The 22,360-nt window shown below is 47.6% G+C and carries 18 protein-coding genes; 16 read left to right on the plus strand and 2 right to left on the minus strand.

The annotated features are described in order from the left end of the window. Positions 1–10: 10 nt before the first annotated feature. Together DWY79_RS05180 and DWY79_RS05185 are read left to right on the plus strand one after the other, a co-directional pair. The gene (locus tag DWY79_RS05180; protein ID WP_008780715.1) at positions 11–2,266 is read left to right on the plus strand and encodes a carboxypeptidase-like regulatory domain-containing protein; all 2,256 of its coding nucleotides are present in this window, start codon (positions 11–13) and stop codon (positions 2,264–2,266) included. 66 nt (positions 2,267–2,332) lie between these two features. Continuing rightward, positions 2,333–3,064: a YjbH domain-containing protein gene (locus DWY79_RS05185; RefSeq protein WP_122368958.1), complete on the plus strand. Its 732-nt coding sequence runs from the start codon at positions 2,333–2,335 to the stop codon at positions 3,062–3,064. 104 nt (positions 3,065–3,168) lie between these two features. Here DWY79_RS05185 and DWY79_RS05190 read toward each other — a convergent pair whose 3' ends face one another. Further along, on the minus strand, positions 3,169–4,143 hold the full coding sequence (locus DWY79_RS05190) for a GNAT family N-acetyltransferase (RefSeq protein WP_005866962.1): 975 nt from the start codon (positions 4,141–4,143) through the stop codon (positions 3,169–3,171). A 12-nt stretch (positions 4,144–4,155) separates the two neighbouring features. Then, on the minus strand, positions 4,156–4,980 hold the full coding sequence (locus DWY79_RS05195) for a 1-acyl-sn-glycerol-3-phosphate acyltransferase (RefSeq protein WP_008780717.1): 825 nt from the start codon (positions 4,978–4,980) through the stop codon (positions 4,156–4,158). 476 nt (positions 4,981–5,456) lie between these two features. Here DWY79_RS05195 and rsmH point away from each other — a divergent pair, with 476 nt between their 5' ends. From rsmH to DWY79_RS05265, 14 genes are all read left to right on the plus strand, one after another. Next, positions 5,457–6,374: a 16S rRNA (cytosine(1402)-N(4))-methyltransferase RsmH gene (gene rsmH, locus DWY79_RS05200; RefSeq protein ID WP_005866965.1), complete on the plus strand. Its 918-nt coding sequence runs from the start codon at positions 5,457–5,459 to the stop codon at positions 6,372–6,374. Positions 6,375–6,386: 12 nt separating this feature from the next. After that, positions 6,387–6,740, plus strand: a complete 354-nt coding sequence (locus DWY79_RS05205) for an FtsL-like putative cell division protein (RefSeq protein ID WP_005861360.1) — start codon at positions 6,387–6,389, stop codon at positions 6,738–6,740. 18 nt (positions 6,741–6,758) lie between these two features. Next, positions 6,759–8,954 carry a penicillin-binding protein gene (locus tag DWY79_RS05210; protein WP_009276482.1) on the plus strand — a complete coding sequence of 732 codons (2,196 nt, stop codon included), beginning with the start codon at positions 6,759–6,761 and terminating at the stop codon, positions 8,952–8,954. A gap of 2 nt (positions 8,955–8,956) precedes the next feature. Beyond that, positions 8,957–10,417, plus strand: coding sequence for a UDP-N-acetylmuramoyl-L-alanyl-D-glutamate--2,6-diaminopimelate ligase (locus tag DWY79_RS05215; RefSeq protein ID WP_008773836.1), 1,461 nt, complete (start codon positions 8,957–8,959; stop codon positions 10,415–10,417). A gap of 13 nt (positions 10,418–10,430) precedes the next feature. Beyond that, entirely contained in the window at positions 10,431–11,690 is a 1,260-nt protein-coding gene (gene mraY / locus DWY79_RS05220; RefSeq protein WP_005861367.1) for a phospho-N-acetylmuramoyl-pentapeptide-transferase, read from the plus strand. A 3-nt stretch (positions 11,691–11,693) separates the two neighbouring features. After that, positions 11,694–13,031, plus strand: a complete 1,338-nt coding sequence (gene murD, locus DWY79_RS05225) for a UDP-N-acetylmuramoyl-L-alanine--D-glutamate ligase (protein ID WP_122368959.1) — start codon at positions 11,694–11,696, stop codon at positions 13,029–13,031. A gap of 11 nt (positions 13,032–13,042) precedes the next feature. Continuing rightward, positions 13,043–14,350 carry an FtsW/RodA/SpoVE family cell cycle protein gene (locus DWY79_RS05230; RefSeq protein WP_005866970.1) on the plus strand — a complete coding sequence of 436 codons (1,308 nt, stop codon included), beginning with the start codon at positions 13,043–13,045 and terminating at the stop codon, positions 14,348–14,350. Continuing rightward, positions 14,347–15,453, plus strand: coding sequence for an undecaprenyldiphospho-muramoylpentapeptide beta-N-acetylglucosaminyltransferase (gene murG / locus DWY79_RS05235; protein ID WP_008773833.1), 1,107 nt, complete (start codon positions 14,347–14,349; stop codon positions 15,451–15,453). Before DWY79_RS05230 ends, murG begins: the two co-directional genes overlap by 4 nt. Positions 15,454–15,458: 5 nt before the next feature. Continuing rightward, positions 15,459–16,847 carry a UDP-N-acetylmuramate--L-alanine ligase gene (murC, locus tag DWY79_RS05240; RefSeq protein ID WP_122368960.1) on the plus strand — a complete coding sequence of 463 codons (1,389 nt, stop codon included), beginning with the start codon at positions 15,459–15,461 and terminating at the stop codon, positions 16,845–16,847. Next, positions 16,844–17,572: a cell division protein FtsQ/DivIB gene (locus DWY79_RS05245; protein WP_005866972.1), complete on the plus strand. Its 729-nt coding sequence runs from the start codon at positions 16,844–16,846 to the stop codon at positions 17,570–17,572. Before murC ends, DWY79_RS05245 begins: the two co-directional genes overlap by 4 nt. Positions 17,573–17,577: 5 nt before the next feature. Next, a complete protein-coding gene (gene ftsA, locus DWY79_RS05250; RefSeq protein ID WP_048927970.1) occupies positions 17,578–18,936 on the plus strand; it encodes a cell division protein FtsA in 1,359 nt (452 codons plus the stop codon). 33 nt (positions 18,937–18,969) lie between these two features. Further along, entirely contained in the window at positions 18,970–20,334 is a 1,365-nt protein-coding gene (gene ftsZ / locus DWY79_RS05255) for a cell division protein FtsZ (RefSeq protein ID WP_005866974.1), read from the plus strand. A 19-nt stretch (positions 20,335–20,353) separates the two neighbouring features. Beyond that, complete coding sequence (locus DWY79_RS05260; protein ID WP_005861384.1) at positions 20,354–20,803, plus strand: GatB/YqeY domain-containing protein; 450 nt, start codon at positions 20,354–20,356, stop codon at positions 20,801–20,803. Positions 20,804–20,918: 115 nt separating this feature from the next. After that, a complete protein-coding gene (locus tag DWY79_RS05265) occupies positions 20,919–22,328 on the plus strand; it encodes a carbon starvation protein A (RefSeq protein WP_008773831.1) in 1,410 nt (469 codons plus the stop codon). The last annotated feature ends 32 nt before the right edge of the window (positions 22,329–22,360 follow it).

A 22,360-nucleotide genomic window follows, 5' to 3' on the forward strand; every position in this document is an offset into this window, starting at 1 on the left:
TAGTTTTATTATGAGAACAATTACAAAGTTACAGACCTTATTGGTCTTGTTTTTGACAACAGCCATGATCGGTTTCGCTGGCTGTAAGGATGACGATGGGGATGTGCCTGGGCCTACTCCGGGCAATGAAGCCACTTATGCGATCAGTGGTAAAGTGACAGACGTGGACGGTGCTGCTATGGCGGATGTGAATGTCGCGTTATCTGGAGCTAAATCAATGTCCGCTAAGACTGCTGCTGACGGACAGTATACTTTCGACTTGGGAAAGAATGCTGCCGGAGCCTATAAGGTGACTTTCTCTAAAGAAGGTTATATCGAGAGAAGCTATGATATAACCGTTAAGAAGGTAGAATCCGGCTTGGGTGAGAATATCCAGAATGCCGTGATGGAAAAGGGAACAACTCCCGAGCCTACGCCGGAATACAAGAAGGCGAAGTATTTCTTGACCGTTAGCGTGAAAGACGAGGCTGGAAAAGATATTACCGCTTCCGATCTTTCAGTGCTCGTTAAATTAGGTGACAAGGAAATCGCTAAGGAGAACAAGGCTAGCTTTGAGTTGTCTGACGTGGCAACGGGTACGTATGATATTACCGCTACGGCTTCCGGTTATGAGAAGACAGTCGCTAAAGTTGTTGTTTCTCCGGTTGAGGACCAAGAGAAGGCTGAGGGTGACGGTGATACATTTGACGTGAAGTATCCGGCTAATTTGGTATTGAAGGCTTCTACGCCTACTCCGACAGGTCCTTCTTATATTGTGGAAGGTGATGTTAAGGATGTGAATGGTAAAGCTGTTAATGCGACAATTACTTTGTCGGGCGCTTTAACAAAGATGATTTACCGTTCTGGGTTTGAGACTCAGACTGTGACAGGCTCTCATTATCGTTTTGTAATTCCTCAAGATGCTGTTACGGCTCAAATGAGATTTACAATTCGTGTTGTCGCAGAAGGATATGCCGCATATTCTTACAACTTTACTTTGGATGAGCTGAAACCGGGTGAGACTGCGAATGTGATCGCTGATTTCCATTTGACACCTGCTACACCGACTCCAGATCCGACTCCAACCCCAGACCCAACCCCAGATCCCGATCCTGTAACTAAGGGCGGAGAGGTTTCTAAACCGATTACAGAGGTGAATCCGGAAATCGGCGTTGAGCAAGTAGGTAAGGTCGAGGAAAAGATTGAAGCTAATCAAGAGAAAAAGGTCGAGGTAAAAGATGAGACAGGAAAGACAGTAGAGGTTGCTGTAAAGATACCGGAGGCTGTTGCGGATAAATATGAATCTGGCGCAAATGTGGCTGTTGCCAATCCTGAGACATTCGCTGCAAGTTTGGGCAAGATTGAATCTGTAGTAGAGGACAAATCTGAGGTTGATGAAATTTCATTCTCTACCGAAGGTTCTAATACAGGTGTTGTTATCGTGACTCCTAATAACACTACGGAGGATTTCTCTATTAAACGTGATGCTACGGTGGAATTAACGGTTAATAGTGAGAAAGCAGCGGAGATTGAGACTGGAACGGATGCTAGCACAGTAGCAGAAAGCGGTTCTCCAGCCGCAGCTGTTACCCGTATTTATACAGGAAAGCCTGACGGTACGGTTATTATTCCGGCTATGGTGATTAAAGCTTCCGCTCCTGCGGACTTCAAGAACGTATCCGATATGCCTCTAAACCTTCTGTATAAGAATGGAGATAATTGGGTAGTTGATAAAGATGCTAAAGTAGAGCTTAAGAATGGCCAATTGAATATCCCTGTAGCTCACTATTCTCAATTCAGCGCAGGTTTATTGATGGCGGTTAAGACTACAACCGCTCCTTCTGATAGTACGTTCTTTATCGAGAAATCGGAGTTTGGAGAATACAACAAGATGGTTTCGGTAGAGTTTACTTATAATGCGACTTTCTTAAATAATAAAGATTTGGATAAAGCTGTCCTTTCAGTTCCGTATGGAAATGCGGCTAAGGATTATTTGAAGAACTGCTTAGGCAAGAAAATCAACGCTGATGGTGGTCTGATCTCTTTCAAAAAATCATATGACGTGAAGGTCGACGAAGGCATGACTCTTAAGGGTGTAAACATTACTGTTAAGTATGCGGCTAAAGAATATGTTGTCTACTATCTGAATAAAGGTGGTTCTTTGGAATCGGTATCTGTTACGGTGTTGAGCGTGAAAGAGGCTAATCCTGCTCCTCTTTATGAGCAAAGCCACGGACATGGCCATGGCAATGGAAACAATGCCGGAGGCGGTATTTTTGGTAAATAATCAACAAGAAGACTGACCTCCCTATAAATAATGTTGAGCCGGAAGTTTATAAGTAAACAAAGAAAAATGAAGAAATTACTCTTATTAATCATATTCTTAAGTTGCTGGACCTTACTTCCGGCTCAATTATCTTATGGCACGACAGGGCTATTGCATGCCCCGTCCGCCGATATGCAAAAGGACAAGACCGTGATGCTTGGCGGAAACTTCTTGCATCAAGAGCTTACGCCTCCCAAGTTTAATTTTAATACGTGGAATTATTATTTGAACGTGACGATCTTCCCGTTTCTGGAAGTAGCGTATACTTGTACGCTGTTTACGGCCGAGAGCCTTGGATTGGATAAGCATGGCTATTCCGGATTCACGAACCAAGATCGTTATTTCTCCGCCCGCTTACGTGTGTTGAAAGAAAGCAAATACATCCCCGCTGTCGTGCTGGGGACTTCGGACCCTTTTACGTCATCCGGGCATAAATTCGCTTCGGCTACGGGAAACGGCTATTTCTGCCGTTATTATCTGGCCGCTACCAAACATTTTCAGCTGGGAAGGGAAACCTTAGGCATTCATTTATCCTATCTGTATAACCGCCGTGAGGATTATCCCTTGAACGGTGTGGCGGGAGGTATCACCTACAATCCTTCATTCGCCCCGCATTTGAACGTCATAGCCGAATACGATTCGAAAGACTTCGCTATGGGAGCCACTTACCTGCTATTCAATCATATACATTTTCAATTCGAATTGCAGCGAATGAAGTATTTCTCCGGTGGACTATGCTATAAGATTTATTTGAGATAAAAAGAGGTTCAGCCTTTGTCCGTTTTTAATCCGCTTGGAGGCGAACGGTTAGGCTGAACCTTTTTATATCTTGTTACGCTGTCGCGCTAGCCATATCTACGGCTTTATTCCCCGATGAAATTCTTGCGTATCAACTCGGCGGACTTGTACTCCTCTTCCAGATACGTCTCAATATGCCGTTTCTTCTTATCCTCTAATATCTCGTTAATAGCGATTAGGATACCCGTTTCTTCCACCTCTCCAAACTCATGGTTGATCGCTGTGCCGAATACACGCATCTTAGGCGACAAGCTCATGTAAGCATTTACCAAAGGAGGCACGTTGATGCCGAATTTACGAACCTCTTGGTTCAGTACCTTGTAGTTATCCTTGAAATTATCGTGAGGGAAAAGAGATCTCATCTTCTCTACATCCATATTAGTCTCCAAAGGATATACCGGAGTGATCAGTTGGTCTGCGTCCGGGAAATGCAATCCGAGGAAGTATAAGATCATATTACGGGCCTCTTGGTTGTACGTATTGTACATAGTCACCTTCCCGAAATAATACCTCAAGCTCGGATCAACCACGGATAAAGCCCCCAATCCATCCCACAGGTTATCCAACACGAATAAGCCTTTCGCCCCGGAACGGGTGGATTGATACTCCAGAGCCACGAACGAGCGTCCCAACTCTACCGTATAAGGAAGGATCTCCTTGATAAATTTCTCTGAGAAATTAAACAAGTGCGAGGTCGCCAAGATCGGTTTACCATTCTCGTCGAACTTAACGTCCGAACCGCAAAGGAAACGGTATCCCCCCAAGATCTGCTCATCTTCCGGGCTCCAGACAATCAGCTGGCGGTAAGCGTCTTCCATCGTGTCATACTCATCGATATCCACAGGGAATCCCGTGCCACCCCCGTAATAACGGAAAGCGACCTCCCGCAGACGCCCTATCTCTTGCATGACATTGGGTGAGTCGTGCGCCGTGACGATATAAATCTCATTCTTCGATTTATTGGTACTTCTCAACCTCTTCTCTTTGGTCAATTCAGCCTTCAGTAGTGCCCTGTCTATGGGATTGATAATGTCTTGCATATGTTTCGTCTGTTAATCCTTGAGTTTGTAAACCTTGTTTTTTATCCACTCAGCCCATTCGGCGGGTTTCTTGCTATTGTCGAATGTCTGCCAAGGGATAGGCTTCCCGAAATAAATCCGGAAGGTCTTATGTTTGCTCCGGAACATCTCGTCCGGTAAATAAATCATCTCATAATTCATCTTTATACCCAGCGCCTTGCGTATCCGGGCGAGGTTGTAGAAGAAATTGGAATTCTTCCCGTCGAAATAGACCGGTACGATATCCCGCTTGTATTGCACCGCCTTCTGGATGAACGATTTCTTCCACTCCAAGTCTTGTATCTTGCCACCAATCTTGCGAGAGCATAATCCAGCGGGGAAAGTGATGATCTGGTCGTCCGAGGCAAAAGCCTCCTCCAGCATCCGTGCGTTGTCCTTTCCTTGGGTGCCGTGTTTGTTGATCGGTACAAAGATGGATTTTAGATTGGAGAGATAAAGTAATAAATCATTGACCGGATACTTGATGCGGCCTTCGAACCGGGAACCGATAACGGCGGAGAGACAGATACCGTCCAATCCTCCGAGCGGATGGTTGGAGGCGAAGATATAGCGCCCTTCGGTCGGGATGTTCTCCGCATGTACCAGATCGAGGGTAAGGTCAAAATAGCCGATAAGCTCACGCATGAAATCTACCCCTTCCTTATCGTGGTAACGGGTTAATATATCATTCAGTTCCTCTTGATGAACCGTGCGAATCAAGTAGTCCACGATAAATCCCGGAATCTTGCGTGACGCCTTGGGCGCCTTTTGTGCCAATACTTGCTTAATATCTATCTTTGTCACACCTTGTTTTGCCATCTATATAAGCTTGTCAAGGGGCAAAGATAAAGTTAATAATTAAAACGAGAGAGGTTTGAGTGAAGTTTTTGCTTTTTCGCCAGCTATCTTGGCCTTTTCCCCTTGATCTTTTAGCCGCTACCATTAGGGAGGTTAGTCCCCGGGAGCTTGACTATCGGTTATCTAACGGCTGTTGGACGATCATGCACCAACTGTTAGAAGATCATCTACCAACTGTTGCATGATCATCCAACGGCCGTTAGAAGATGAAGGTGAAAGGAAGAATTGGTTAACGGATACCGGTGAAAAGCGTAAGAGATAAGGACGAAAAGACGAAGGGTTAACGACCTGTTGATAACTTTTTCCTACTTTTCTTATATAAATGTTGGCGGGTAATTTTGGAAATGTGTACTTTTACCCACCGATAAGGCATGTGCGTGCGTATCAAAGGAGTACGGCGCTTGATTTTAGGAGGAAGTTTAACGTAAGAACGACGAATGGAAGAAAAAGATAGTTGCTATCATGTACCGGTAATGCTGCGGGAAAGTCTGGAGGGATTGGATATCCGTCCCGACGGGATTTACGTGGATGTTACGTTTGGCGGTGGAGGACATTCCCGCGAGATCTTGAAACGGTTGGGTAGCGGGGGCGAACTTTACGGCTTTGACCAAGACGCGGACGCGGAGCATAATATCCCGGCAGATCCACGATTCACTTTCGTGCGCAGTAATTTCCGTTATTTGTATAATTTTATGCGTTACTATGGAGAAAGCGGGGAGGTAGACGGTCTGTTGGCGGATTTAGGTGTCTCTTCCCATCATTTCGACGATAAGGATCGCGGTTTCTCTTTCCGTTTCGACGGGACGTTGGATATGCGGATGAATACGCGTGCGGGGCAGACCGCCGCCGATATCGTGAATAATTATACGGCGGAGGCGTTGGCCGATGTGTTTTATCTATATGGCGAGCTGAAGGTGTCACGGAAATTAGCCTCTGTGCTGGTGAAAGCCCGTGAGACAAAGAAGATAGAGACGATCGGGGACTTCTTGGAGGTGATCAAGCCGTTTACGGGGAAGGACAAGGAGAAGAAATTCTTGGCGCAAGTCTTTCAAGCGCTTCGTATCGAGGTGAACGATGAGATGAGGGCGCTGAAAGAGATGCTGCGGAGTACCTTGCGGGTGTTGAGGCCGGGAGGACGTTTGGTGGTTATCACGTATCACTCCTTGGAAGATCGTCTGGTAAAGAACTTTTTGAAGACCGGAAACTTCGAGGGGAAATGCGAGCAGGATTTCTTCGGGAACGTACGATCGCCTTTCCGCTTGGTCAATAATAAGGTAATCGTCCCGACCGACGAGGAGGTGGAGCGGAATCCCCGTTCCCGGAGCGCCAAGTTGAGAATCGCTGAGAAGGTATAAGGAGAAATAGATATGGAAGAAAACGGACAACATAAGAAAACGAGGAAGAAGGAGAAGCGTCTTTCGTTCTGGTATATACTCGGTGGCGGCGTGCTGAAAGAGGATTTTATCTTGAGGCATACGCGCATGATCGTGTTACTTGTCGTGTTGGCGTTTTTCTTTATCGGTAACCGGTATACTTGTATGCAAAAGCTGCGTGAGATCGACCGGTTGCAACAGCAATTGAGGGATGTGCGTTTCGAGGCGTTGTCGATCTCATCCGAGTTGACCGGCAATAGCCGCCAATCGCAAATCGAGTTGCTGATCGAGGAGCAAGGTATTGATCTGGAGGGTGCGAAAACCCCTCCTTATGAGTTATATAAGTGAGATAAGGTGTAAATAGGTATGTCTGAAGAAAACGAACCGAAAGAAATAGAGCCTAAAGGTAGCCGGATTTTATTCTGTTACTTCGTGGTCGTGCTGTTGCTGGGGCTTGTGGCCGTAGGAATCCTGTTCCGTGCCTTTGATACGGCCTTCGTGGAGAGGGATAAATGGATGAAGGTGGCCGAGAGCCAGAAACGACCGAACCGTTTGGTGTTGCCCGGACGTGGCAATATCTATTCGTCGGACGGTAAGTTGATGGCTACCAGCGTGCCTCGTTATTATATGTATATCGACTTTAAGGCGGATGCGTATACTCCGGCTAAGGATGCCAAGTATAATTGGCTGGATACGTTCAAGACGTCCAAGAAGGATGGGGTGGACTCGTTGGCGTTTTATCTTTCCCGTAAATTGAAGGATCGTACGCCGGCGGGCTATAAGGCTTATCTGCTGAAAGGGCTGAGCGGTAAGAGTCGCCAGTTCCCGATTTACGCGGGGAAGGTCTCGTATTCGGACTTGAAGGAGATCCGTAAGTTCCCGTTCCTTCGTCTGGGACGTTATAAGAGCGGTTTTTATACGAAGGAGATGGTGCAGCGCCAGAAACCTTTCGGGACCTTGGCGTCTCGTACGATCGGTGATATCTACGGAGAGATCGAGGAGGGTGGAACTACGAAGGGGAAGAATGGATTGGAGTTGCAATACGATTCGCTCCTGCGGGGGCAGGCCGGGTTGAGTTCCGTTCGCCGTGTCGGTGGAGGCTGGACGAACGTGATTGAGGTGGACCCGGTGGATGGCATGGATATCCGTACCACGATCGATATCAATATACAGGATATAACCGAGAAATCGCTGGTCGATAAATTGAAGGCGATCGATGCCGAGTCTGGTACGGCTGTCGTGATGGAGGTCGAGACCGGAGAGATCAAGGCGATCACGAATATGGGGCGTATCCGTGAGGGTGTATATGGCGAGACGAAGAATCATGCCGTGGCGGACGAGATCGAGCCGGGCTCTACTTTCAAGGTGGCCTCTATCATGGTGGCCTTGGAGGATGGTTTATGCAATCCGGGAGATACGGTCGATGTAGGCAATGGTATATATATGTATAAGGGGGCCCGCATGACGGACCATAATATGAATAAAGGCGGATACGGTCGGATCTCGGTGGAGCAGGCGATTTGGTATTCCTCTAATATCGGTGTAGCCAAGACGATCCTGAAAGGTTATTCGGATAACCCGACAAAGTTCGTGGAGGGACTGTACCGTATCGGTATGAACGCGGATCTTCGTTTGGAGATACCGGGGGCGGGACGTGCCAAGATACGTCGCCCGGATGATACGACCCGTTATTGGTCCAAGACCACCTTGCCTTGGATGTCGTTCGGTTACGAGACGCAGGTACCGCCGATCAATACGCTGGCGTTCTTTAACGCGATCGCGAACGACGGGAAGATGGTTCGCCCGATGTTTACGAAAGAGATCTTACATAACGGCAAGACCGTGCAGAGTTTTTCCACGGAGGTGATCAACTCTTCGATTTGCTCGGATCATACGCTGGCGTTGATAAAAGATATGTTGCTGGGAGTCGTGGAGAAAGGGACCGGTAAGGCGGTTCATTCGGATATTGTCCGGATCGCCGGAAAGACCGGTACGGCGCAGATCGCTACGGGCGGTGTCTACCGTACGAGCGGGCACCAAGTCTCTTTCTGTGGCTATTTCCCGGCCGATCATCCGAAGTATTCTTGTATCGTGGTGATCCGCCGTCCCCGTATTGGTTATCCTTCGGGCGGTACGATGTCGGGAGGCGTGGTGCGTGCGATCGCCGAGAAGATATACGCCAGCCATATGTCGTTCGATGTCCGGGATATGGAACGGGATTCGATGGCCGTGATGGTACCTCGTGTGAAAGGCGGCGATCTGAGGGCGGTAGAGGACGTATTAGATGAATTGGATATTAAGGCGGATACGGACAGTTTGGAGACAAAGTGGGTCGTAGCCTCCGCCGAGCAAGAAGAGAATAAGGTGAAATTAAGCGATCTGACGATTCGTGAGGGCCTGGTACCCCGGGTAGTCGGCATGGGTGCTAAAGATGCGGTTTTCTTGTTGGAGCAAGCCGGTCTGCGTGTCTCTTTGTCGGGTGTCGGACGGGTCGTTTCGCAGAGTATTCAACCCGGACAGCGAGTGTCTAAGGGGCAGACCGTATTATTAACATTGAAATAGGTATGGAACTAAGGGATTTAATCGGTGCGTTGGAAGCTCCTATGTTGATGGGGGCGGATAATGTGGATATCACGAATATTCAATCGGACTCTCGTCGGGTGACGAAAGGGTCTTTGTTTGTCGCTGTGAGAGGTACGGCCGTGGATGGCCATGCCTATATGGACAGCGCCATAGAGAAGGGGGCTGTCGCTATCGTATGCGAGGAGGCTCCGTCCTATTTGGAGGGGAGATGCTCGTTTATCGTGGTGAAGGATTCGGCGGAGGCGCTGGGTCTTTTGGTTTCCCGCTGGTATGGTGATCCTTCCGGGAAATTGGTGTTGGTAGGCGTGACGGGTACGAACGGGAAGACTACGATCGCTACCTTATTATATGAGATGTTCCGGAAGATGGGGCATAAGGTGGGATTGCTTTCCACGGTATGTAATTATATAGATGGCGAGGCGGTACCGACGGATCATACGACACCGGACCCGCTTACGCTTCATTCCTTGATGGCCCGGATGGTAGAGGCCGGATGCGAGTATGCTTTTATGGAGGTTAGCTCTCATTCGATCGATCAGCGGCGCATCAGCGGCTTGTCTTTCGACGGGGGGATTTTCACGAACCTGACCCGCGATCATTTGGATTACCATAAGACCGTGGAGAATTACTTGAAAGCGAAGAAGAAATTCTTCGATGACCTGCCTGCTGGGACTTTCGCCTTGACGAATGCCGATGATAAATCCGGCTTGGTGATGTTGCAAAATACGAAGGCGAAGAAGCTGACCTATTCCTTGCGTACCTTGGCCGATTTCAAGGGAAAGATATTGGAATCTCATTTCGAGGGTACAGACTTGATCATTAACGGTCGGGAGGTTATGGTGCATTTCGTGGGACGTTTCAACGCTTATAACTTACTAGCCGTGTACGGAGCCGCAGTTTCTTTGGGGAAAGATCCCGAGGAAGTGTTGATCGTGCTGAGCACGCTTCGCTCCGTATCCGGTCGCTTCGAGACGATCCAGTCTCCGCTCGGTTATACGGCGATCGTGGATTACGCTCACACGCCGGATGCCTTGACGAATGTGCTGAATGGCATTCATGAGGTATTGGATGGGAAAGGACGTATCATTACCGTGGTAGGTGCCGGGGGAAACCGGGACAAGGGGAAACGCCCGTTGATGGCGAAAGAGGCTGCCAAGCTGAGCGATCAGGTAATTCTGACTTCCGATAACCCGCGCTTTGAGGAACCGGATGATATTATTAACGATATGGTAGCCGGATTGACGAAAATGGATATGGAACGTACCTTATGTATCACGGACCGTACGCAAGCGATCAAGACCGCTACGATGTTGGCGAAGAAAGGGGATGTGATCCTTGTTGCCGGAAAAGGCCACGAAGACTATCAGGAGATCAAGGGGGTGAAACATCACTTTGACGACCGTGAGAAGTTACGCGAGATTTTTTCGACACAACAATCATAATATTTAAGACGACATGCTTTATTATCTTTTTAATTATTTGGATCAGTTGGATTTCCCGGGAGCGGGTATGTTTAAGTACGTATCTTTCCGCTCGGGATTGGCCTTGATCTTGTCCTTGTTTATCTCTACGGCGATCGGCCGGCGTATCATCGATAAGTTGCAAATGTTGCAGATCGGCGAGACGGTGAGAAATCTTGGGCTGGAGGGCCAGATGAGCAAGAAGGGAACGCCGACGATGGGAGGTATTATCATTATTATCGCTATATTGATCCCGACTTTACTGTGTGCCAAGCTGAATAATATCTATGTGATATTGATGTTGGTGACTACGGTCTGGCTGGGTGCCTTGGGATTCGCGGATGATTATATCAAGGTGTTCAAGAAGAATAAGGAGGGCATGCACGGACGTTTCAAGATCGTCGGGCAGGTAGGACTGGGCCTGATCGTTGGCTTGGTATTGTTCATGAGCCCGGACGTGGTGATCAAGGAGAATATGGAGGTGCGCCATGATAACGTGATCGAGGAGGTGCGTTATCATACGGTGGAGACCAAATCGACAAAGACGACCATCCCGTTCTTGAAAAACAATAATTTCGATTATGCCAACTTGGTGAACTGGGCGGGCGATTATAAGGAGGAGGCCGCGTGGCTGGTGTTCGTGTTGATGGTGATCTTTGTGGTGACCGCCGTGTCGAACGGAGCCAATATGACGGATGGATTGGACGGCTTGGCTGCCGGGACATCGGCGATCATCGGGGTGGCGCTCGGTATTTTGGCCTATATGTCATCCCACTTTGAGTTCGCCTCGTTCTTGAATATCATGTTTATACCCGGCGCGGAGGAGTTGGTGGTTTATGCCGCTGCCTTTATCGGTGCCACGGTCGGTTTCCTATGGTACAACTCGTATCCGGCCCAAGTATTTATGGGAGATACGGGGAGCTTGACCTTGGGAGGTATTATCGCTGTTTTCGCGATCATCATCCGTAAGGAGTTGTTGATTCCGATCCTTTGCGGTATTTTCTTGGTGGAGAATATATCGGTCATGTTGCAAGTGGCCTACTTTAAATATACGAAGAAGAAGTATGGGGAAGGTCGCCGTATCTTCAAGATGGCTCCTTTACACCATCATTTCCAGAAACCGGGAAACGCGGGTATACAGGCATTGATCCAAAAGCCGTTCAATGTCGTGCCTGAATCGAAGATCGTGGTCCGTTTCTGGTTGATCGGTATTATTTTGGCTGTTATGACGATAGTTACGTTAAAGATGAGATAAAAGATGAGTAAGAGAATGGTTATATTAGGGGCCGGGGAGAGTGGCGCGGGAGCCGCTGTCTTGGCGAAGGCGAAAGGATTCGACGTGTTCGTGTCCGATAAATCGTCTATCAAACCTAAGTATAAGGAGATGCTGGACAACCACGGGATTCGTTGGGAAGAGGGACAGCATACCGAAGCCGACATCTTGAATGCCGACGAAATTGTCAAGAGCCCGGGTATTCCCGACAAGGCTCCTATCATACAGTTATTGAAGAAGCAAGGTACGCCGATCATCTCCGAGATCGAGTTTGCCGGAAGGTATACGGACTCGAAGATGATTTGCATCACGGGTAGCAACGGCAAGACGACAACGACGATGCTTACGTATCATATACTGAAAGAAGCGGGCGTGGACGTGGGCTTGGCCGGAAATGTCGGAAACAGCTTGGCGCTTCAGGTTGCGGAAGATCCACATGCGGTCTACGTGATCGAGTTGAGCAGTTTCCAACTGGATAATATGTACGACTTTAAAGCGGATATCGCTATTATATTGAATATAACACCGGATCATCTGGACCGTTATAACTATGAGATGCAGAATTATGTAGACGCTAAGTTCCGCATCTTGCAAAATCAGACGAAGGACGACGCCTTCATTTTCTGGAACGATGACCCGATCATAGCCCGTGAGATCGTCAAACGGCATCCTGAGGCTACTCTTTACCCATTCGCCGAGACATATGAGAACGGCGTGAAGGGATATACGGAAAATAATCAAGTAGTTATTGAAACGGCAAACGGAACATTTACGATGGAACAAGACCTATTGGCATTGACTGGTACGCATAACCTGTATAACTCTTTGGCTTCGGGGATAGCGTCCAAGATCGTGGACATTCATGATGAGAAAATACGTGCCTCACTCAGTGATTTCACGGGTGTTGAGCACCGTTTGGAAAAGGTGCTTCGCGTGCGTGGTGTTGATTATATCAATGACTCGAAAGCTACGAACGTAAACTCTTGTTGGTATGCCTTGCAGAGCATGACGACTCCGGTCGTTTTGATCTTAGGGGGCACGGATAAAGGGAATGATTACTCGGAGATCGAGGAATTAGTGAATAAGAAGGTACATTCATTGATTTTCATGGGTGTGGATAATACGAAACTGCATGCGTTCTTCGACGGGAAAGTGGCGAATATTGAAGACGCCCGCTCGATGGAGGAGGCTGTGGCGAAAGCTTATAAGATGGCTCATAAGGGAGATACGGTATTGCTCTCTCCTTGTTGCGCCAGCTTCGACCTGTTCAAGAGCTATGAGGATCGGGGCGATCAGTTCAAGGCTTGCGTACGTAATTTGTAATAAAGGATAAAATGGATCTGGCGAGTAAACTGTTTAAGGGCGACCGGGTGATATGGATCATCTTCATGTTCCTGTGTCTTATATCGGTGGTGGAGGTGTTCAGCGCGACCAGTACGATCGCTTATAAGAACGCGAATCACTGGGCGCCTATCGTACGGCACGCCACCTTTTTATTGGGAGGTTTCGTCATGGTATTGCTGTTACATAATATACCGTGTCGTTTCTTCTCTGCGTTTATTATATTATTGCCGGTCTCGATGTTGATGTTGATCGTGACGCCCTTTATCGGCGTGGACGCTAATGATGCGCATCGATGGTTGGAAATCATGGGGATACAGTTCCAGCCTTCGGAGTTCGGGAAGCTGGCTTGTGTCGTGTTTGTCGCTTTCTTGCTCAGTAAGCGGGGGAAATTAACGGAGAACCAGATTTTTAAGTATATACTGATTGGGGTAGGACTGACCTGTGTCTTGATTCTGCCGGAGAACTTCTCTACGGCGTTTATGCTATTCGGGGTTTGTTTCCTGATGATGTTTATCGGTCAGTTGCCATTTGGTAAGTTGGCGAAGCTGGCGGGCATCTTGATGTTGGCGTTGGTATTGTTCTTGGTGTTGCTTAAGTTTACGCCAGCCGCTATTACTCAGTATTTGCCGGATCGATTCGTTACTTGGCAGGGGCGTTTGGAGCGTTTCTTCGACGGGCATAAGGATAATTTGGATGAGAGTGGTACGTATAAGATAACCGATGATAATTATCAGGTAACCCATGCGAAGATAGCTATTGCCAGGGGAGGCGTATTAGGACAGATGCCCGGACATGGCCAACAGCGTGACTTCCTGCCACAGGCGTATTCTGATTTTATCTATGCGATTATCATAGAGGAACTGGGTATCGTTGGGGGGATCTTTGTACTGTTGCTTTATATAATGCTGCTAGTGCGGGTCGGGATGATCGCCCGGAAATGTGATAAATCATTCCCGAAATTCCTAGTGTTGGGATGTGGGTTGCTGGTGGTAGTCCAAGCCTTGGCGAATATGGCGGTAGCCGTGAATTTAGTGCCCGTTACCGGGCAACCGATGCCGTTGGTGAGCCGGGGTGGTACGTCTACGCTTATATCTTGTATCTATTTCGGGATCATATTGAGCGTAAGTCGTTTTGGAGCCAATATCGGAAATGAGGATGAGGAAGAGGAGGATACGGAGAATCCAGAGAATCCTTCCGACGAGCCATCCGGAGAGACAATAAATCAGGCGGTCGAGGGAGAGAAAGAAGATAATCCGCTATCGGCTGTCGAAACGATAACTGTAGAGTCAAAAGTATGAGAAAGTACCGGATCATAATAAGTGGTGGTGGTACGGGAGGCCATATCTTCCCGGCCATATCTATCGCTAATACTTTCAAGAAACGTTTTCCGGATGCGGAAATCTTATTTGTGGGGGCGGAAGACCGCATGGAAATGGATAAGGTTCCGGCAGCTGGTTATAAAATCGTAGGTTTACCAGTGAGTGGGTTTGATCGTGCCCACTTGATGAACAACGTGAAGGTCATGGCTCGTTTAGCGAAAAGCTTGCGCTTGGCGAGGAAGACGATCCGTGAGTTCAAGCCAGATATAGCGGTCGGCGTGGGCGGTTATGCCAGTGGACCGACTTTATGGATGGCGGCTTCGCAAGGTGTTCCTGCGTTGATACAGGAGCAAAACTCGTATGCCGGTGTGACCAATAAGTTGTTGGCGAAGAAAGCGAGCAAGATTTGTGTCGCTTACGAGGGCATGGAGAAGTTCTTTCCGGCGGATAAGATCGTGATTACGGGAAATCCGGTGCGACAGGATTTGGAAGAGGCGCTGAGCAAGAAAGAGGAGGCGTTGGCGTTCTTCGGGCTTTCTCCGGAGAAAAAAACGATCCTTGTGGTAGGTGGTAGCCTTGGCGCACGGACGATTAACCGGAGTATTCAAGGGGATCTGGATAAGTTCTTCGCCTCGGATGTACAGGTTATTTGGCAAACCGGTAGGTATTATTACAGCGACGCTTCCAAGCATTTGAAGGCGTACCGGGGAATGCCGGTTTGGTGCTCAGACTTTATTACCCGTATGGATTATGCTTATTCAGCGGCCGATTTGGTGATATCCCGTGCGGGGGCTAGTTCTATCTCGGAGCTTTGCTTATTAGGAAAACCGGTGGTCTTGGTGCCTTCGCCGAATGTGGCGGAAGATCATCAGACCAAGAATGCCTTGGCCTTGGTCCATAAGGATGCCGCCGTTATGATCGCCGATAAAGACGCGGAAAAGGATTTGGTGCCTACTGCCTTGAAGATAGTTCATGACGATGAACGTTTGCGTACGTTGAGCCGTAATATCGAGACCTTGGCGCAACGCCATAGCGCAGACCGTATCGTGGATGAGATTGTTAAGATTATAGATAAGAAATAAGGAATATGGATATAAATAAAGTGACAGCGGTGTATTTCGTAGGTGCCGGGGGCATTGGGATGAGTGCCTTGATCCGTTATTTCCTCGCTAAGGGAAAACGAGTGGGCGGATACGATAAGACCCCTTCCGATTTAACCGAGGAGTTGAAAAAGGAGGGAGCCGATATTCACTATGAGGATAATGTAGCTTTGATCGGGGAGGCGTTCAAGTCGCCCGATGATACGCTGGTGGTTTATACGCCGGCGGTCCCGGAGTCGCATACGGAATTGACCTATTTCCGGGCGCACGGTTTTGAGGTGATGAAGCGGGCACGTGTCTTGGGAGAGATTACGAAAAGCAGCCGGGGTTTATGCGTGGCGGGAACGCACGGCAAGACAACGACCTCTTCTATGCTGGCTCATTTGCTGAAACAATCGCCGGTGGATTGCAATGCTTTCCTCGGAGGAATCCTAAAGAACTACGAGAGTAATTTGATGTTGTCTGATACGAGCGACTTTACCGTGATCGAGGCGGATGAGTTCGATCGTTCTTTTCATTGGCTTACTCCTTATATGGCAGTGATTACTTCCGCAGATCCAGATCATCTGGATATTTACGGTACGGCGGAGGCTTACCGGGAGAGTTTCGAGAAATTTACCTCCTTAATTCGTCCCGATGGTTGTCTACTGATCAAGAAAGGAATCAACGTAACGCCCCGTTTACAGGAGGGTGTCAAGAAATATACCTATTCCGTTACGGAAATAGCGGACTTTTACGCTGAAAATATTCGTATTTGCGACGGAAATATTACCTTTGACTTCGTTGGTCCGGAAATCCGTATTCCTGATGTGGAATTAGGTGTTCCCGTAAAGGTTAATATAGAGAACGGGGTAGCGGCTATGGCGATCGCTTGGTTGAACGGAGTGAAACCGGAGGATTTGAAAAAGGGTATGGCTACATTTGCCGGACCTCGCCGCCGTTTCGATTTCCATTTGAAGACTGATCAAGTGGTATTGATCGATGATTATGCCCATCATCCGGCCGAATTGCGACAGAGTATCTTGTCGGTGAAGGAATTATATGCGGGTCGTAAGGTGACAGGTATTTTCCAGCCGCATCTATATACCCGTACCCGGGATTTCGCTGGTGATTTCGCCGCGAGTCTCTCTTTATTGGATGAGTTGATCTTGCTGGATATCTATCCGGCTCGTGAGGAACCGATTCCGGGGGTGAGCTCTCGGATCATTTTTGATAAGGTGACGATCCCTTCCAAGACGCTGTGTAAGAAGGAAGAGCTTTTGGACGTGGTTGCCGCCGGGAAATATGAGGTAGTATTAATGATAGGCGCCGGTAATATCGACCGTTTGGTGGAGCCTGTAAAAGAGATTTTATGTAAACAAATAAGGAAACCGTGATCCGAATAATTTCCATAGTAGTAGCCACGTTGTTGTTCTGTTACATCGTGTTTGTGTCGTTTTTCTTTCGGGAAATACGTCAGGACTCTATTTGCCAAGATCTGCAAGTCGTGGTGAAAGACAGTCTGGATAAACACTTCGTGAGCGAGAGTGACCTTGTGTCTATACTGAAGAAAGCTGGGCTAGATCCGATCAAGCGGTCAATGGCCGACGTGAATACGGATCGGATAGAGACGGAATTGCTTAAAAATGAGATGATCGCCCAAGTGGAGGCGTATAAGACTCCTTCGGGGATTATCAAACTAGAGGTCATGCAAAAGATGCCTATCCTCCGGATTATGGGCGTAAGAGGTAGTTATTACGTGGATAATCTGGGAACCACCATGCCGATCAGTCGTCGGTATGCCGCGCATGTGCCAATTGTGAGTGGATATGTGGAAAAAGAGCTTGCGGTGACCGACTTATACAAATTTGCATTATTTTTGCAAGAGAATGAGTTCTGGAATGACCAGATTGAACAAATCTATGTCTATCCGGATAATGATATAGAACTTATTCCAAGAGTGGGTAACCACCGGATCATGTTGGGTACTTTGGATGAATTCGAAGAAAAGCTTGCGAATTTAAAGCTTTTCTATGAACAAGCGATCCCTAAAGTGGGTTGGGAAAAGTACAGTATGATTAATTTAAAATATAAGAATCAGATTGTTTGTACTAAAAAATAGATGATATGGCATACACAGACTTTATAGCAGCTATTGACCTAGGTACCTCCCATATGGTAGGAATGGTGGGGACTAAGAATGCGACGGGCGCTCTTTCAATCATCGCCTATGAAGTTGAGAACTCCGGCACCTGCATACGAAGAGGATGTGTATATAACGTGAAGGAGACGGCGAGTAAGATAAAACGCTTGATCCTCAAGTTGGAGAATAAACTGGGGGGGACCAAGATCGGGCAGGTATATGTGGGACTGGGTGGCCAGTCACTCCGTTCTATCGAGCATACGGTTTGCAAGGTGTTGGGAATGGAAGGAGTGGTTACGGAGGAGATCATAGACTCTCTTTATCAAGAGTGTAAGGATTATCGTCCGGATATGTTGACCGTTCTTGACGTGGTTTCTCCTTCCTATTTTTTAGATGATAAGCCAGAGTCCAACCCGGTGGGCGTGCCTTGTAGCCGTATCGAGGCTCGTTATAAGTTGATTGTTGGACGTCCTTCCTTGAAATTAAATATTGTCAATAGCATCTCGGAACAAGCGAAAATCGAGATCGCCGGTATTCTGGTGTCACCCCTCGCGTTGGGAGATGTTGTCTTGAGCGACAATGAGAAGGACTTGGGTTGCGCCTTGATCGGTTTCGGTGCCGGCGTGACGACGATATCTGTCTATAAGGGTGGTAAGTTGGCCAGCCTTTCCGTTGTTCCCTTTGGAGGTAATTTGATAACAAAAGATATAACCAATCTCAGGGTCGTAGAGTCTGAGGCGGAACGCTTGAAGATCACTTATGGTAGCGCGAAAGCGGACCGGGATAATGATATGACCATCCAAGTGAGTTTAGCGGATGGAATGGGCTTGCGTGAGATTAAGCTGGCCGAGTTGAACGGCGTGATCGAGGCCCGTATGGATGAGATCTTAGAGAATGTATATGCTCGTCTGGAGGCTACAGGCTTGATGAGCGTTCTCGGTGCCGGCATCGTGATTACGGGTGGAGGCGCCGCTTTGAAGAATTTACCGGCTGTTATGAGCGAACGCTTGAAGATGGAGGTTCGCTATTCAGCGGTTCGCAAGGGGGTTGTCGCTAGTGGTGATTTAGTGGTCGCCAGCAATCCCGAATATGCGGTAGCCGTCGGCCTCTTGGCGAAAGGAACTAAGAATTGCGCGTTATATATTCCTCCTAAACCGGAGCCTAAGATTGAGCCGGTGGTTGAGCCTGAACCGACAGTGGAACCGACTCCGGAACCGGAACCCGTCAAGGAGAAGCCGAAGAAAGAGAAGAAAAAAGGTCCCGGCTTGTTCGGGCGGTTGACAAAAGGAATCGATACCTTTGGTAAAACCCTCTTCGATGACGATGATAACGAGAGTAAATAACGTGATCTACGAATGTAATAAAACCGGAAGACAATGGACGATACAATATTAAATTTTAATTATCCTACGGATACTCCCAAAATCATTAAGGTGATTGGTGTTGGAGGCGGTGGCGGAAACGCTGTTACTCATATGTATAAGGAGGGCATACACGATGTTACATTCGTGTTATGTAATACGGATAATCAAGCCTTGAACCGTTCGGATGTTCCTATCAAGTTATTGCTGGGACGTGAGATCACGCAGGGATTGGGCGCAGGAAATAAGCCGGAACGTGCGATGATGGCGGCCGAGGAGAGTCTGGACGATCTTCGAGGTATGTTGAACGACGGTACGAAGATGGTATTTATTACCGCCGGTATGGGTGGTGGTACCGGTACGGGTGCCGCTCCGGTTATCGCTCGTATCGCGAAGGATATGGGAATATTGACGGTAGGTATCGTAACCATTCCTTTCTTGTTCGAGGGTGAGCGTAAGATTATACAGGCCTTGAATGGTGTGGAGGAGATCGCGAAGAACGTGGATGCCTTATTGGTAATCAATAACGAGCGTTTGCGTGAGATTTATTCGGACCTTTCCGTGATGAACGCTTTCGGCAAGGCCGATGATACCTTGACGATCGCCGCCAAGAGTATCGCGGAGATCATTACGCTTCCGGGTATTATCAACCTCGACTTCGCCGATGTTAACACCACGATGAAAGATGGTGGTGTCGCTTTGATGAGTAATGGTTTTGGTGAAGGAGAAGGACGTGTTCGCCAAGCGGTGGAAGACGCTCTGAATTCTCCGCTATTAAGCAACAACGACGTAAAGAACGCCAAGAAAATCCTGTTCAACGTATATTTCAGCGAGGAAGCCGAGTTGCGCATGGAGGAGATGAACGACGTGCATAACTTTATGTCCGAGTTCAACCGTGATATAGAGGTTATCTGGGGTACTGCCGTGGATAATACATTAGGTAATAAAGTGAAAATGACGATCCTCGCTACTGGATTTACGATGGATGATATTCCATTGATCGCTGATAAACGCAGGAATGAAGCCGCTCAGATGACGGAAGAAGAATTGCGCTTAGAAGAAGAGCGAATCGAGAAAGAGCGTAAGGAGCGTGATTTGATTGGTAAATATTATGGTGCTTCCGCACAAAAGGCGGGTCGTTTTACCTCTCGTGCGAAAGCGGTAGTTTTGACTCAGGAAGAGTTGGACGATGATGCCTTGATCGCTTTGATAGAGGATAATCCGACTTATAACCGGGATCCGAAGATCGTGGCCCGTGCCCGTTCCAAAGTAGCGGGAGAGGATATTCAAGTATCGGCTCCGACAACGGCGAAGCAACCGGCTAACCAACCTCGCCAAGATTCTCAGCGGGGGGGTAAACAAGTGATCAGTTTCCGATAGTTAATAATATAATAAGGATATGGATTTATTTGAACAAGTCAGTGAAGACATTAAAAACGCGATGAAGGCGAAAGATAAAGTCGCCTTGGAGACATTGAGAAATGTAAAGAAATTTTTCTTGGAAGCGAAAACCGCTCCGGGAGCCAATGATACGCTGACGGATGCGGATGCCTTGAAGATCATGCAGAAGTTGGTGAAACAAGGGAAAGATTCCGCTACGATTTATGTGCAACAGGGCCGTCAAGACCTAGCGGATGTTGAGTTGGAGCAAGTAAAAGTGATTGAGAAATATTTACCTCAACAAATGTCTGCCGAGGAATTGGAGAAAGAATTGAAAGCTATTATCGCTCAAGTCGGTGCCGCTGGCCCGAAAGATATGGGTAAGGTAATGGGTGTAGCCTCAAAAGCATTGGCAGGAAGAGCCGAAGGACGGATGATTTCCGAGACGGTTAAGCGTTTACTTAATTAATTGATTCATACGAAGACCGCACTAAGGGCATTCTGACAATTACTCGTTAGAATGCCCTTGGTACGGTTTTCTCGTATATACCTTTTCCTTTGACAATTTAATTCTTTAGAAAACCATGATTACTTTTACATGTTGTCTGATAGCCCTTATCGTTGGATATTTTACGTATGGTAAATTTGTCGAGCGGGTGTTTGGCGTAGATCCCTCCCGGGTTACTCCCGCTTTCACAAAACAAGATGGTGTTGATTATATACCCTTGCCTACTTGGAAGATTTTCATGATCCAATTTTTGAATATAGCGGGTCTGGGACCTATTTTCGGCGCTATCATGGGGGCTAAATTTGGGGTAGCTTCTTTCCTTTGGATCGTATTGGGAAGTATATTTGCGGGCGCTACCCATGATTTCCTATCGGGAATGCTTTCGTTGCGGCATGATGGAGAAAGTCTTCCTGAATTGATCGGACGGTATCTGGGGAACAACTTTAAGCAATTTATGCGGGGCTTTACGGTTATCTTGATGATCTTGGTGGGTGCTGTTTTCGTAGCTGGGCCTGCAGGGTTGCTGGCTAAACTGACTCCGGAATATCTAGATGCTACGTTCTGGATTATCGTCGTATTCATTTATTATATACTGGCTACTCTATTACCTGTTGATAAGATTATCGGAAAGATCTATCCATTATTCGCCATCGCTTTGCTATTTATGGCCGTAGGTATCTTGGTTATGTTATTTATTAACCAGCCGCCGTTACCTGAGATTACGGATGGACTTAGTAATACGCATCCGGGAGGCTTGCCTATTTTTCCGATCATGTTTGTTAGTATCGCTTGTGGCGCTATCTCTGGCTTTCATGCTACCCAAAGTCCATTGATGGCCCGTTGCATGAAAAGTGAGAAATACGCCCGTCCCGTATTTTACGGAGCGATGATTACCGAAGGTATCGTAGCCTTGATCTGGGCCGCCGCCGCTACGTATTTCTTCCATAATAACGGAATGGAGGAGAACAATGCCGCTGTCGTAGTAGACAGTATCACGAAAGAGTGGCTGGGCGCTGTCGGAGGTGTATTAGCGATACTGGGTGTGATAGCAGCTCCGATTACTTCTGGCGATACGGCTTTCCGCTCGGCTCGTCTGATTGTCGCAGACTTCCTGCATATGGAGCAAAAAACGGTGGTCAAACGTCTGATGATCTGTATTCCCATGTTTATCGTTGCGATAGGAATCTTATTATATAGTCAAAAAGATAAGGATGGCTTCGATATGATCTGGCGTTATTTCGCATGGAGTAACCAGACGTTGGCAGTATTTACCCTATGGGCCTTAACCGTATATTTGGTACAAGCAAAGAAATTATATGTGATAACCTTGATTCCCGCCTTATTCATGACGGCGGTATGTTCTACCTATATTTTTGTAGCTCCGGAAGGGTTTGGTCTTTCCTCCGGTTTTTCTCAACTTTTGGGGCTACTAGTTACATTGATCGTTTTCGGGATCTTCTTAGTCTGGAAAAGAAAGAAAGTATAAAAAAGGCTGGCTTACATTTAGCCAGCCTTTTC

It is taken from the genome of Parabacteroides sp. AF27-14, assembly GCF_003635425.1.
In the GTDB taxonomy this organism is placed as follows: domain Bacteria; phylum Bacteroidota; class Bacteroidia; order Bacteroidales; family Tannerellaceae; genus Parabacteroides; species Parabacteroides distasonis.

Bases quoted from the DNA above. Each gene is read 5' to 3' on its own strand.
- DWY79_RS05180 (WP_008780715.1), top strand. From the start codon at position 11: ATGAGAACAATTACAAAGTTACAGACCTTATTGGTCTTGTTTTTGACA.
- DWY79_RS05185 (WP_122368958.1), top strand. From the start codon at position 2,333: ATGAAGAAATTACTCTTATTAATCATATTCTTAAGTTGCTGGACCTTA.
- DWY79_RS05190 (WP_005866962.1), bottom strand. From the start codon at position 4,143: ATGCAAGACATTATCAATCCCATAGACAGGGCACTACTGAAGGCTGAA.
- DWY79_RS05195 (WP_008780717.1), bottom strand. From the start codon at position 4,980: ATGGCAAAACAAGGTGTGACAAAGATAGATATTAAGCAAGTATTGGCA.
- rsmH (WP_005866965.1), top strand. From the start codon at position 5,457: ATGGAAGAAAAAGATAGTTGCTATCATGTACCGGTAATGCTGCGGGAA.
- DWY79_RS05205 (WP_005861360.1), top strand. From the start codon at position 6,387: ATGGAAGAAAACGGACAACATAAGAAAACGAGGAAGAAGGAGAAGCGT.
- DWY79_RS05210 (WP_009276482.1), top strand. From the start codon at position 6,759: ATGTCTGAAGAAAACGAACCGAAAGAAATAGAGCCTAAAGGTAGCCGG.
- DWY79_RS05215 (WP_008773836.1), top strand. From the start codon at position 8,957: ATGGAACTAAGGGATTTAATCGGTGCGTTGGAAGCTCCTATGTTGATG.
- mraY (WP_005861367.1), top strand. From the start codon at position 10,431: ATGCTTTATTATCTTTTTAATTATTTGGATCAGTTGGATTTCCCGGGA.
- murD (WP_122368959.1), top strand. From the start codon at position 11,694: ATGAGTAAGAGAATGGTTATATTAGGGGCCGGGGAGAGTGGCGCGGGA.
- DWY79_RS05230 (WP_005866970.1), top strand. From the start codon at position 13,043: ATGGATCTGGCGAGTAAACTGTTTAAGGGCGACCGGGTGATATGGATC.
- murG (WP_008773833.1), top strand. From the start codon at position 14,347: ATGAGAAAGTACCGGATCATAATAAGTGGTGGTGGTACGGGAGGCCAT.
- murC (WP_122368960.1), top strand. From the start codon at position 15,459: ATGGATATAAATAAAGTGACAGCGGTGTATTTCGTAGGTGCCGGGGGC.
- ftsA (WP_048927970.1), top strand. From the start codon at position 17,578: ATGGCATACACAGACTTTATAGCAGCTATTGACCTAGGTACCTCCCAT.
- ftsZ (WP_005866974.1), top strand. From the start codon at position 18,970: ATGGACGATACAATATTAAATTTTAATTATCCTACGGATACTCCCAAA.
- DWY79_RS05260 (WP_005861384.1), top strand. From the start codon at position 20,354: ATGGATTTATTTGAACAAGTCAGTGAAGACATTAAAAACGCGATGAAG.
- DWY79_RS05265 (WP_008773831.1), top strand. From the start codon at position 20,919: ATGATTACTTTTACATGTTGTCTGATAGCCCTTATCGTTGGATATTTT.